General features: G+C 69.0%; 12 protein-coding genes. 1 reads left to right on the forward strand and 11 read right to left on the reverse strand.

Annotation, left to right across the window (positions count from 1 at the left end; genetic code table 11):
- The first annotated feature begins 13 nt into the window (after window positions 1-13).
- A complete protein-coding gene (locus tag VF542_RS12630; RefSeq protein ID WP_408652059.1) occupies window positions 14-274 on the forward strand; it encodes a HypC/HybG/HupF family hydrogenase formation chaperone in 261 nt (86 codons plus the stop codon).
- On the opposite strand, the gene VF542_RS12635 is transcribed toward VF542_RS12630, so the two are convergent.
- The 11 genes from VF542_RS12635 to VF542_RS12685 form a co-directional block, all read right to left on the reverse strand.
- On the reverse strand, window positions 212-694 hold the full coding sequence (locus VF542_RS12635) for a helix-turn-helix domain-containing protein (RefSeq protein ID WP_408652060.1): 483 nt from the start codon (window positions 692-694) through the stop codon (window positions 212-214). The genes VF542_RS12630 and VF542_RS12635 overlap by 63 nt on opposite strands.
- The gene (locus VF542_RS12640) at window positions 687-974 is read right to left on the reverse strand and encodes a muconolactone Delta-isomerase family protein (protein ID WP_408652061.1); all 288 of its coding nucleotides are present in this window, start codon (window positions 972-974) and stop codon (window positions 687-689) included. The genes VF542_RS12635 and VF542_RS12640 overlap by 8 nt, the downstream gene beginning before the upstream one ends.
- Window positions 971-1,726 carry a DUF6390 family protein gene (locus VF542_RS12645; protein WP_408652062.1) on the reverse strand — a complete coding sequence of 252 codons (756 nt, stop codon included), beginning with the start codon at window positions 1,724-1,726 and terminating at the stop codon, window positions 971-973. The genes VF542_RS12640 and VF542_RS12645 overlap by 4 nt, the downstream gene beginning before the upstream one ends.
- 66 nt (window positions 1,727-1,792) lie before the next feature.
- Complete coding sequence (hypE, locus tag VF542_RS12650) at window positions 1,793-2,782, reverse strand: hydrogenase expression/formation protein HypE (protein WP_408652071.1); 990 nt, start codon at window positions 2,780-2,782, stop codon at window positions 1,793-1,795.
- Window positions 2,783-2,861: 79 nt separating this feature from the next.
- On the reverse strand, window positions 2,862-3,995 hold the full coding sequence (gene hypD, locus VF542_RS12655; protein WP_408652063.1) for a hydrogenase formation protein HypD: 1,134 nt from the start codon (window positions 3,993-3,995) through the stop codon (window positions 2,862-2,864).
- Window positions 3,992-4,300, reverse strand: coding sequence for a HypC/HybG/HupF family hydrogenase formation chaperone (locus tag VF542_RS12660; RefSeq protein WP_408652064.1), 309 nt, complete (start codon window positions 4,298-4,300; stop codon window positions 3,992-3,994). Before VF542_RS12660 ends, hypD begins: the two co-directional genes overlap by 4 nt.
- A gap of 12 nt (window positions 4,301-4,312) precedes the next feature.
- Window positions 4,313-6,625, reverse strand: a complete 2,313-nt coding sequence (gene hypF, locus VF542_RS12665; protein WP_408652065.1) for a carbamoyltransferase HypF — start codon at window positions 6,623-6,625, stop codon at window positions 4,313-4,315.
- A gap of 899 nt (window positions 6,626-7,524) precedes the next feature.
- A complete protein-coding gene (locus tag VF542_RS12670; protein WP_408652066.1) occupies window positions 7,525-8,202 on the reverse strand; it encodes a class I SAM-dependent methyltransferase in 678 nt (225 codons plus the stop codon).
- A 152-nt stretch (window positions 8,203-8,354) separates the two neighbouring features.
- On the reverse strand, window positions 8,355-9,473 hold the full coding sequence (locus tag VF542_RS12675) for an acyl-CoA dehydrogenase family protein (protein ID WP_408652067.1): 1,119 nt from the start codon (window positions 9,471-9,473) through the stop codon (window positions 8,355-8,357).
- A 43-nt stretch (window positions 9,474-9,516) separates the two neighbouring features.
- On the reverse strand, window positions 9,517-10,674 hold the full coding sequence (locus VF542_RS12680; RefSeq protein ID WP_408652068.1) for an acyl-CoA dehydrogenase family protein: 1,158 nt from the start codon (window positions 10,672-10,674) through the stop codon (window positions 9,517-9,519).
- 24 nt (window positions 10,675-10,698) lie between these two features.
- The coding region (locus tag VF542_RS12685) for an alpha/beta fold hydrolase (RefSeq protein WP_408652069.1) at window positions 10,699-12,349 on the reverse strand (1,651 nt) is incomplete at its 5' end.

Below are 12,349 nucleotides of genomic sequence, written 5' to 3' on the forward strand. Positions count from 1 at the left end.
CATGTGTCTAGGGTTGCCAGGGCGCATCGTCACCGTCGGCGAGACCAGCGCTGACGGCGGCAGGGTGGGCCAGGTCGAGGTGGCCGGCGTGCTGCGCCGGATCGATCTGAGCCTGCTGAGCGGGCCGCTGCTGCCGGGGGATCACGTGCTGATCCACAGCGGCATCGCGCTGGAACGGATGTCTGCTGATCAGGCGCGAGAAGCGATGGGCCTATTCGCGCCGCCGGGGCTGCTCCGGGAAGAACTCGCCCAGGATCAGCGACTGCCCGGCTGAGCCGTTCGCCGAGGTCGGCGCGGGCGTGGCTCGTACCGGCGCTGTGCCTGCCGGTACTGCGCCTGCCGGTACCGTGCCTGCCGGTACCGGGCGTGCCGGCGCCTGGTCGGGCACCGGTTTCACCACCCGCTCCACCGCCGGCTCGGCCGGCTGCCAGCTGTGCGGGTCATCGGTGAGCCCGAGCAGGTAGGTGACGGTGCAGTCCAGCGCGATGGCCAGTTCCGGCAGCTTCGCCACGTCCAAACCTGAGCCGTGTTCCAGGCTCGACAGCGCCCGGTTGGTGGTCTGCAACCCGCACCGGGCCAGCCTGGTGACGATCTGCTTCTGGGTGAGGCCCAGATCGTCGCGGCGCTGGCGAAGGCGTTGGGTGATCAGCAAGTGCCTGGCTGCCACCTGGCTCCGGTTGCGCGCCTCACTCATCGACCCTCCCCAGCACGGGGCGCACCATCTCCGCCAGCGGATAGACGTCATAGCGGGCGAAGTTGAAGATCGGCGCCCTGGCCAGCACTTGCTCGAACTGCTCGTGGGAGTCGATGTCATAGATCCAGGCGCCACCATGGGCACCGACGACGTGATAGCGGGCGATCAGCCGGCCTTCATCCTCCAGGGCCGCTCCGTACTCGCCCATCCGGCCGACCGCCTGCGCCATCTCGCGGGAGAGCAACGACAGTTCCATCCGCCACAGCACCAAGAACTTCACTGCGATGCCTTCCTCTCGCGGGCCAGCCGCTCGTTCGTCGCGTCCAACTGCCAGCCTGTCCAATGCTGGAGCTCGGCCTGCTCGGCGGGCGTCAACCGGTCACAGACCCAGTCCCAGTGCAGTGCCAGCCACTCCCCTGGCCGCGGTGCTTCCACGAAGCCGCGGCCACCGACGCTCAGCCGCACCCGCTCCTGGGCGGGTGCCGCGAGCTCCAGGTGACAGCCGTCCCAACTCAGCCGCCGTGACCGGACCACGACATGCTCGGATTCCACCGCCTGCACCTGGCCCCACCGGATGCGACAGCTGTCCAGCACGTGCAGCGGCTGGCCGGAGGCCGCATTCAGCAGCCGCGACCAGGGGTACACCCCGAAGACGTGGAAACCGTGCGTGGGGGTTGCCTCGGGCAGCAGGTCAGCGGACAGATGACGCCAGTAGTGGCCCGCCCGGGAACCGAGAAAGTCGATCAACCTGCTGCCGAACGCCTGCTGGTCGAGATCGCGCAGCAGGGCGCTGCCGGTCCAGTACGCGCGTACCAACCGCTCATCCAGCGGGTCGTCGATGCCGGCGAGCTCGGCGAGCAGGGCGAGGTAGGGCCAGGCCCCCGAGAAACCCCGCGCGATCGCGGTGACATCGGCGTCGGTGTCCCCGGTGACGGCCAGCTCGAACAGGGTCGCCGTCTCAGCGGGCCCGCAATAGCCGAGGTCGTTGGGGGCAAAGGCGAAACGAGCGAACAGCCGGCTACCGTCGCTCACCTGGGTGAACCTCCTCTGCCTTGTCCGTGGGTCAACGTGATCACCGCACCTGTGGCCCGGGCAGAGCTAGCAGATTCTCGGGAGCTGCTCGCCGAGTGGCATGTCGACCACCCGGGTCCCTCCGAAGGCGGTCCTGGCCACCACCATGCCGGGATGCTCGTCGACGCACTCGCCGATGACGGCCGCGTCGGCGCCCAGCGGGTGTGCCCGCATCGCCGCCAGCACCGCATCGGCATGCTCGCGTGGCACGAACGCCACCAGCTTTCCTTCATTGGCCACGTACATCGGGTCCAGGCCCAGCAGCGCGCAGGCGTTGCCGACCTCCGGCGGAACCGGAATCGCCTTCTCCACCAGCCGCACGCCGATTCCCGCGGTGGCGGCGATCTCGTTGAGCGAAGTGGCCAGTCCGCCGCGCGTCGGGTCCCGCAATGTATGCAGGTCCTGGGTGACCGCGAGCATCGCCGCGACCAGTGGATGCAGCGCGGCGCTGTCGGTGCTGATCTCGGTGCCGAACTCCAGCCCCTCCCGCACGCTCATGATCGCGATGCCGTGCACGCCGATCGATCCGCTGACGATCACGACGTCGCCGACCATCGCTCGCTGCGGCCGGATGTCCACGCCGGCCTGGATCAACCCGACTCCGCTGGTGTTGACATAGACCTGATCGCCATGACCGGCGTCGACCACCTTGGTGTCACCGGTCACCACGGCCACCCCGGCATCCCGGGCGGCCGCGCCCATGTCCTGCGCGATCCGCCCGATCACCCCGAGTTCGGTCCCCTCTTCCAGGACGAACCCGCACGACAGGTGACTCGGCACCGCGCCGCTCATCGCCAGGTCGTTCACCGTTCCGTTCACTGCCAGGTGCCCGATCGAGCCACCCGGGAAGAACAGCGGCCGCACCACGAACGTGTCCGTGGACAACGCCAGCCGAGCGCCGCCGAGTTCGAAGACCGCGCAGTCTCCGGTGCCGGCGTCGGCCTGGTTGCCGAACGCCGGCACGAACAGGTGCTCGACCAGTTCGGCCGACATCCGGCCGCCGCCGCCGTGCCCCATCACCACGGTGGGGCTGTCCCGCAGGGGAACCGGGCACGCCCAGCCCTCGAGATTCAGCGGGTTCAGGGAGGGAAGCACCTCAGCCAATCGAACTCACCACCTGGCGGCCGTCAGGCGTCGGAGCCCCGCCGAGGCGGCGGTACAGGTAATAGGCGGCGCAGGCGCCCTCGCTGGACACCATGGTGGCTCCCAGCGGGTTGCGGGGCGTGCACACCGTGCCGAACGCCGAGCACTCGTGCGGCTTGATGAATCCCTGCAGCACTTCACCGCTACGGCAGACCGAGGACTCCTCGGTGCTGATGTCCCCGACCTGGAAACGGTATTCGGCGTCGAACCGGCGGTACTTGGCCGACAGCCGCCAGCCGCTGTCCGGGATCACGCCGATGCCGCGCCAGCCACGGTCGGTCACCTCGAAGACGTCGGCGAGCAGCCGGCGCGCCGCCGGGTTGCCCTCCGGCGGCGCCGCGCGCGGGTAGGCGTTGTCGAGCAACGCCGTGCCGTCCTCGAGTTGGTGGACGGTGCGCCGGATGCCCTCGAGGATGTCCAGCGGCTCGAACCCGGTGACCACGATCGGCACCGAGAAACGCTCCACCAGCGAAGGGTATTCAGAGGTGCCCATCACGCTGCAGACGTGACCTGCGGCCAGGAAGGCCTGCACCCGGCAGGTCGGCGATTGCATGATCGCCTCGATCGCCGGTGGCACCCGCACGTGCGAGACCAGCATGCTGAAGTTCGGCACGCCCAGCCGCTCGGCCTGATAGACCGTCATCGCGTTGGGCGGAGCGGTCGTCTCGAACCCGATGCCGAAGAACACGACTTCACGATCGGGGTTCTCCCGGGCGATCTTCAGCGCGTCCAGCGGCGAGTAGACGACCCGGACGTCACCGCCCTCGCTCTTGATCCGGAACAGGTCCCGCCCACTGCCCGGCACCCGGAGCATGTCCCCGAAGGAACAGAAGATCACGTCCGGACGGGCCGCTATCGCCAGCGCCTTGTCGATCAACTCCAGCGGGGTCACGCAGACCGGGCAGCCGGGGCCGTGGATCATCTCGATCTGTTCAGGGATCAGCTGGTCGATGCCATTGCGGATGATCGAGTGGGTCTGCCCGCCGCACACCTCCATGATCGCCCACGGACGGGTCACGGTGGCGTGGATGTCGTCGAGCAACCGCTTGGCCAGCTCCGGATCGTTGAACTCGTCGATGTACTTCACGGGGTCACCTCGCTCGGCGCGTGCAGCTCGATGCCTGACTCCTTGGCCGCCCGTGCCCACGGATCCCCGAATTCCATCTCGATCTCTCCCATCCGCTCGAACAGCGCAAGTGTCTCCAGCGCTGACTTCTCATCCAGGCGTTGCAGCGCGAAGCCGACGTGCACGATGGCGTAGTCACCGGTTGCTATGTCGGGCACGAATTCGAGGCAGACCTCCTTGAGGATGCCGCCGAAGTCGATGTTCGCCATTCGAGTGCCGTCCTTGTCCCAGATCTCCAGGACCTTGCCCGGAACCGCTAAGCACATGGTGTTTCTCCTTTACTGGGCAGGCGATTGACTCGACGCTGGGACACGGGCCGCGATGGCGATCTGGCCGAGGGCGAGGCCGGCATCGCTCGGCGGGACGAGGCGGTGGCGCAGCACCCGGAAACCGTTGAGCTGCAATTGATCCACGCAGAGCGTGGTGAGCAGGACGTTGAGGAACACCCCGCCGGACAGCGCCACCGTGGACAGGCCGGTGCGGGCCCGCAGCGTGGTGGCCAGGCCTACCACCAGCTCGACCACGGCGAGGTGGAAGCGGGCGGAGATGGTGGCGGCCCCGACGCCGGCCAGCACGTCGGCGGCCACCGCGGCGATCACCGGTCGCGGGTCGGCCTCCAGGGCACCGTCATCGCCGATCAGCCCGAACGGGTAGGCCTTATCGCAACCGGAGATCGCGTCGTGTGCCAGTGCCTCGAACAGCATCGCCGCCTCGGCCTCGTAGGCCACCCGATGGCACACCCCCGCCAGCGACGACACCGCGTCGAACAGCCTGCCCATGCTGGAGGTCTTGCTGCATCCGAGGCCGGTCCGCAGTTGCCGTGCCAGCACCGAGCGCTCGGCCGGCGAGCAGGCCGCGACGCTGGGCAGCGCCGGGTTCCACTCGACATCAGCCGACCGCAGGTGGGACAGCGCCATCCGGCACGGATTGCGCACCCCTGCATCGCCACCGGGCAACCAGCTGTAGCGAAGATGGGCCGCCCGCTCGAAACCGTCGTAGTCCGCGACCAGCACCTCGCCGCCCCACACCGCGCCGTCCTCGCCGTAGCCGGTGCCGTCGAAGGCGAAACCGATCACGGGCTCGGTGCCGTCGTGGCCGTTCTCGGCCATCGCCGAGGCGATGTGCGCGTGATGATGCTGAACCTGCCGCAGCGCCACCATGCCGGCCTTCGCCGAACCCGCCGACCTGGCTGCCCACGCGGAGCTTCGGTAGGACGGGTGCCGGTCGGCCACGATCACTTCCGGACGCACGCCGGTGATCGACCGCAGGTGGGTGGTGGCCAGCTCGAAGGCCTGGAGCGTGGCGAGATCGTCCATGTCACCGACGTGCGCCGACAGCCATGCGTAACCGCCGTCGGCCACGCAGAAGGTGTTCTTGAGGTCTCCGCCGACGGCCAGCGAGGGCCGGACCGGCACCGGCAGGGCCACCGGCATCGGCGCATAACCACGGGAGCGGCGTACCGGCAGTTCCAGGCCGCCCGCGACCCGCACCACCGAGTCATCGCAGGGCACCCGGATCGGCCGGTCGTGCGCGAGCCACGCGTCGGCGAGACCGGCGAGCCGCACCCGCGCCTGGTCGTCGTCGAACACGATCGGCTCGCCGCAGACGTTGCCGCTGGTCATCACCAGCACCCGCGGTCCCGGCGGATCAGCGGGCAACCCGAACAGCAGGTGATGCACCGGCGTATAGGCCAGCAGCACGCCGAGGTCGGAGCGTCCCGGCGCGACCGCGGCAGCCAGGACCGGGTCGCAGCCGTCGCGCTTGGCAAGCAGCACCACCGGGCGCCGAGGATCACCGAGCAGCGCGGTTTCAGCCGGTGACATCTCGGCAATCCCGCCCGCGGCGGAAAGGTCGGCCACCATCACGGCGAACGGCTTGTCGCCACGGTCCTTCCGCTTACGCAGCGTGGCCACCGCCTGCTCGTCGGCGGCGTCGCAGGCGAGGTGGTAACCGCCCAGTCCCTTGACCGCGACGATCGCGCCGGCGGCCAGCAGCCGCCGGGTTTCGATCATCGCCGCGTCGCCGGCAAGATCACGCTCGGCGGGACGATGCAGGGTGAGCGTCGGGCCGCACGCCGGGCACGCGACGGTTTGGGCGTGGAAGCGCCGATCGCCGGGATCGGCATATTCAGCCGCGCAGGTGGCGCACAGTGGCAATCCCGCCATGGTGGTCGCCGGCCGGTCGTAGGGCAGCTCGACGACGATGGTGAATCGCGGACCGCAGTTCGTACAGCTGATGAAAGGGTGCCGAAAGCGGCGATTGGTCGGGTCCGCCAGCTCGACCAGGCAGTCGGCACAAGTTGCCACGTCAGGTGAGACCAGGGTCCGCCCACCGTTACCGCACGAGTCCCGGATGACGAACTCCGTTCCACCGCGGCAGCCGATCACGGCGGTGGCGAGACCGTCGATCCGGGCCAGCGGCGGCGCGCCGGAGCTGAGACGGTCGGCAAACCTCGAGACGGCATCGGCCGGTCCCTCGACCTCGATGAGCACGCCGTCCCCGGTATTGCGGACCTCGCCGCTCAACCCGCACTCCCGAGCCAGGGCGTAGACGAACGGCCGGAAACCGACGCCTTGGACGAGGCCGCGCACGGTGAGCCGACGCCGGCACCTTGTGGCCGCACTCCGCACCGCTCACCGCCCAGTGACGCCTCGGCGAAGTCACCGGTCCGGCGGCGGCCCATTACGGGCAGGAGTCGAATCGATGGAACTCGACTATGGCGCGTTCATCGATCACGCGAATACCGAGAGAACATACCCGCGTCCGCGCAGTTGTCCAGCAAAGAATTCCGGCGTCCTTTCCCGCTGGCATAGGGCTTGTGAACCAGCGGCTGAGATTGGTCACGCTATGTGACCCGGTGACCTGTGAACCTGTGAAACACCTGATACTGCCGGTACCTGATACTGCCGGTACTCGTCTCATGAGGTGAACGGGCACGATCCAATGCGACACCGCGCGCAACCAGCTCCCGCGCATGCACAGGTGCCGCGTGCGGGCTTCAGCCACCGGCTGCCGCTGCGGTCGCCGGCAGCGCCCTCTCGGAAGGGCTTACAGCCAGCGGGGATCATTTTGTGACAATGTAAACGTCGCATCGACTGGCCACGCTGGCGCACCTTCGCGGCAGCGATTGCCACGTGGTGATAACACCTGTTTCGGTCCCGAGGAAATCAAGAGGCGGCCGCCGCGGGGACCAACCCGATAATGCGGTTATCAAGTCAGCTCTGATTGACATGAACTTAAGGTCTGGCATCTTTCCAGCACGGATCACGGCGGGTACCGAAGCAATGGCTTGCGCACATCGGCTCCTCAACATCGAGGATCATCAGACCCGGTGGGGATACCCGATGCGCGGGTGAACGTGCTTCCGGCAGTTCAAAGCTCCCTTCGACGCCCCGGTGCCAGCACCCCCACGCTCACCCGGGATGTCGAGAACGCCTTGCGAGATGGCGGGACCTGCGGGGTGCACGCCCGCAGGCCCGGTCCGGAGGAGTCACACGCGACCGGTGACGACGATCCGGTCACGCGGTCCGGTCACCGGCTTCTCATAGGTGAAGACGCTGCTCGTCACGTCGCGGAACCCGCACTCCTCCACCTGCCGTTGCATGAACGACTGGGAGAGGAACCAGTACGCCAGGTCGGGATGCTTCTGCACGTCGTCATCACCGGTCCACGGCGGGTCGTTGGAGAGGACCAGGATGCCGTTCTCAGGCAACCAGGACTTGAAGCGCTCCAGGACGTGCCGCACGCCGGTACTGGGGTCATAGAGGTGTCCCAGGCTGCCGTCGGCGTAGAGCACCGTCCAGGGTTCGGCCGGCGGGGTCCAGCTGAGGACATCGGCGCACACCACGTCGAGGCCCTTGGCCTTCGCCAGCTCGACCGCGGGCTCCATCGCGTCCACGCCGAGCACCCGGACGCCGTCGGCGGCGATGCCGGCCTCGATCACGCCGTTCCCGCATCCCACGCTGAGCAGCCGCGGGTCAGGACTCCGGGTCAGGAGGCCGCGGAGCAGGTCCGTTATCCAGTCCTGGTACGGCGGGCTGGAGGTGGCCGGCGTCGTCACGTTCCCTCGGCCGGCGCCTCGCTCCCAGATGTGATAGATGCTGGGTTCATCGCCGTTGTCCTGCAGGTAGTAATCGCGAACTGCACGGACCTGATCGGTCTCGGACATGTGAAACCATCCCTTCCTTCCGAGGACCTCGTTGCTGCACAACGACATCCAAGGCTCGCGGTACGCCTGCCGTCTTACCTCCACATGGATTGTCCGTCAACTCGGCCGGGGTGGCTGATGCGCGCGTGCTCAGTGAGGCCCGAGGCTCCGGATCACTGGAACCTTTCGGCCCGGCGCTGGGCCAGCAGCAGCGGCACCACCTCGGCTCGCAAGGCGCGCGGTGAGCCCAGCCAGCCGCGCTCGACGGCCGCCCTGCGGTAGAACAGCTGGATGTCGGCCTGCTCGGTGATTCCGTAGGCACCGTGCACCTGGATAGCGGCAGAAAGCGTGGACCGGCTGAGATCGGCCGCCATCGCCAAGGCCTGCGCCGACCGCAGCCGGATGTCGGCACCCTGGTCGGCTTCCCATGCGGTGGCCCGGACCAGCCAGCAGGCGCTCTCGATCCGGGTGGCCGCGGCGGCCAGGACGAAGGCAGGCGCTTGGAACCGTCCGATGGGCTGACCGAATTGACGCCGGGTGGTTGCCCGCCGCACGGCCAGTGCCAGCGCCGCCTGGCACATGCCGACCAGGTACGCCGCCTGCCGGAGCCGCGCGGCGGCGAGCAATCGCGGCCATTGCTGGGCGAAGCCGACGGGTTCGGCGAGCACCGGCGCATGGTCCAGCATCACGTCGTACAGCTCGCCGCGGCCGGTGTCCTGCTGCCTGCGCATCGATACCGTCGGGTCGTCGCGCGCGGCGACCGCACAGACCGGCTGGTCCTGGGAGGCGCCGATCAAGCACAGGTACTCGGCGTCCGCGGCGTAGTTGACGAAACGCCGGTGAGCGGTCACCTGACCGTCGGCAAGCTCGATTCGTCCGGGCGCCGCAGGGTCGTCCGAGCCGGACTCCCGCACCGCCAGCACGACCGGCGCGCCCTCGGCGATCCGCTCGAGCAACTTGCCGCCGGCGCCCTCGGCGGCCAGCGCCTCGGTCGCGGTCATCGTGTCCAGGAGCGGTCCCTGGTACAGGGCACCACCCAGCATCTCGGCGAGCACCACCGCGCCCTGCTGACCGGTCGCCTCGCCACCGTGCCGCTCGGGCAACAGCAGCCGGGTGGCGCCGAGGTCGGTCAGCGCGCTCCACACCATCTGGCGCAACGCCTCGATCTCCGTCGAGTCGCCGGTGCGGGGCCGCTCGCCCATCCGTCGGATGCTCGGCGTCAACTCCTCGTCGAAGAGCTGCGCAAAGCGAACCCGTAATGCCAGCTGCGCCGCGCTCAGCCTGATCTCCATGGGCAATTCCTCCTAGCTGAGGGTCCAACCGAGCCGATCGGCTTTAGCTGAGCAGGCCCAGGCCCGCGCTCGCGATGAGCGAGAGCATCACTTCCGAGGTGCCGGAGGCGAGGGTGAGCCCTGGCGCATCGCGGAAGGCCGACTCCAGCAGCCAGCCCGGGATGGCCTCGTCGTCGCGGGCCGACAGCAGCGCCGTCAGGCCGCAGATCTCCGGACCGAGTTCGGAGATCCGCTTCGCCGTCTCGGTCGTGTGCCACTTGGCCATGGCGCACCGCACATCGTCGAGCTCGCCGTCAAGCATGTCGCCCAGGGCCTGCCAGGCCAGCAGTTGACCCGCCCGGACCTCGGCGTCCAATGCGACGAGCAGTTCGCCGTACTCGCTGTTCTTGATCGAGCCGGCCCGCTCCGCCTCGTCCAGGACCGCGTCGAGCAGGCGCCGGGCCTTGGCCTCGAACTCGATGCCGGTCCGCTCGATCCCCAGCAGATCGTGCAAGACCTGCCAGCCGTCGTCGAGGTCGCCGAGCACGTCGTCAGGGGTCATCCGGATGCCTGAGAGCACCACTTCGTTGAACCGCTCGTCGCTCATGCTCCACAGCGGCTCGACCCGAACGCCAGGCGCGCGCATCGGCACGATGAACACGGTGATGCCGTGGAACCGGACCTCGGATTCGGTGGTGCGCGCGGCGCACAGCGCGAAGTCGGCGAACTGTGACTTGAGGCTGTACACCTTGCGCCCGTACAGTCGCCAGCCGTCGCCGTCCGGCTCGGCCCTGGCGCTGAGCCCGCCCAGGTCGGAGCCGATCTCGGGTTCGGTGAGCAGCACGCACCCGACAGACCGGCCGGCCGCGAGTGGCGGCAGCAAGCTGCTCTTCTGCGCCTCGGTGCCCAGCCGCTGGATGGCCAGGCCGACGATGTCGATGGACAGGGTATGCACGACGTCGGGTATGCCGTGCACGATCATCTGCTCGGTCAGGATGGCCTTCTCCACGATGCTGCTGCCCAGGCCGCCGTGCTCGACCGGCCAGTTGGTCGCCAGCCATCCCCGCTCGCCCAGTCGGCGGTAGACCTCCAGCAGCCCGGGCTCGTCATCGGCTGGCAGCCGGCGCGTTCGCGCCACCTCGTCGCGGACCGAGTCCTCACAGAGCAGTTCACACACGGCGCGGCGAAACGCCTCCTGGTCGGCGCTGAGTCTCAGGTTCACAGCTCCTCCTCTCGATTCCCGGAATCACGCGTGCTGGTTCGTCTCGGAGTGACCCGATGGCTGGTGGGACCGATCGAGCAGCTCGCCGAGGACAACCGCGACCGAGCGCAGGTGGGACGGCTGCAGAATCGTGTAATGGTCACCGGCAACCCGGTGCACCCTCAGCTGACCGCCCACCGCCCGCCAGCGCGGCACCGGGTCGATGGCGGTGCCGGCCGCGACCAGCAGCTCGGTGGGGCAGTCGAGTGCGGCAGGCCGGTGCCGCAGGAACGCCGTGGCAAGCTCGGTGAACACCTCGAACCGGGTGGTGATGGCGGCCCGATCCCGGCTGTCGAGGATCCCGTGCGCTACCAGGTGTTCCAACACCCGCCGCAGCTGTTCGGCAGGAGGAGCGCTGCGGAGCAGCTCCGGGTCCAGGTCCGCCACCGCCAGCCCGCGGATGCCGGCCAGGTCGTGGGCGAACCAGCTGAGCAAACCGGCGTGATCGGGCACCTGAGTGCCGGCTTCGCTCGGCACCGCGTCCAGCAGCGCCAGCAACGCCACGTCCTCACCGGCCGAGCGCAGGTCCACTGCCAGCTGCTGGGCAATGATGCCGCCGACCGACCAGCCGGCGAGCCGGTACGGTCCGTGCGGCTGCGCTCGGCGTAGCTCGCCGAGGTAGTCGGTGGCAATGCTCGCGATGGTGCCGTCCGGCCGTGCCGGCCGCCCGTGCAACCCAGGCGCCTCGAAGGCATACACCGGCTGGGCGGGGTCGAGCAGCTCGACCAGCGGCAGGTACGGCACGGCCGATCCGCCGATGGCATGTACCAGGAACACCGGCGGCCGCGAGCCACCGGTGCGCAGCGGCAGCAGCGCGGTCTGGGCAGCGCGGGGTACTGGGGACGAGTCGCTGGCCAGATCGTCGACGAGTGCCGCCATCGCATCGAGGGTCGGCGCCAGGTACAGGTCCCGGACGGCGAGCTCAACGCCACACCGGTCCTTGATCGCCGCGGTCAGGCGGGCCAGGGCGAGCGAGCTGCCGCCTTCGGTGAAGAAGTTGTGGTGCGGCTGCAGCGGGGTGGCAGGCCTGAGCAGTTCGGTCCAGATCGCGACGAGGGTCTGCAGGGTGGTGCTACCGGCTGCCACCCGCCTGGCCGCACCGGGCACGGTGGCCGGCGCGGTGCCCGAACTGAACGGGCCGGTTACCAGGGCACGCTCGGCTTCGGTCAGCACCAGGATCTCATCGAGCGGCTGGGACGGGTCAGCCACGATCTCGGCGAGCGCGGTCGCGAAATGTGCCAGCAACCGTTCGACGCGGCCGGAGTCGAACAGCTCGCTGGCATATTCCGCCGACACCGCCATCGAGCCGTCGGCCTGCGGGGTGACCTGCACGGACAGGTCGAAACGCGAGGAGCCGGCCTGCAGGCCGACGTGGGCGGCGGTCACGTCATCGAGTGTCAGGTCGCCCCCGAGCGCGGCCGGCAGGAGGGAGAGGGCGGTTTGGAAGAGGGGGTTCTGGCCTGGGGTGCGGGGTGGTTGGAGGGTGTCGACGAGTAGGGTGAAGGGGGTGTCTTGGTGTTGCAGGGCGTGCAGGATGGTGGTGTGGCAGTGCTGGATGTGGGCGGTGGTGGTGTGGTTGTCGTTGAGTTGGGTGCGTAGTACGACGGTGTTGGCGAGGTAGCCGATCAGGGGTTCG

It is taken from the genome of Jatrophihabitans sp., from assembly GCF_036389215.1.
Classification (GTDB): Bacteria; Actinomycetota; Actinomycetes; order Mycobacteriales; family Jatrophihabitantaceae; genus Jatrophihabitans_A.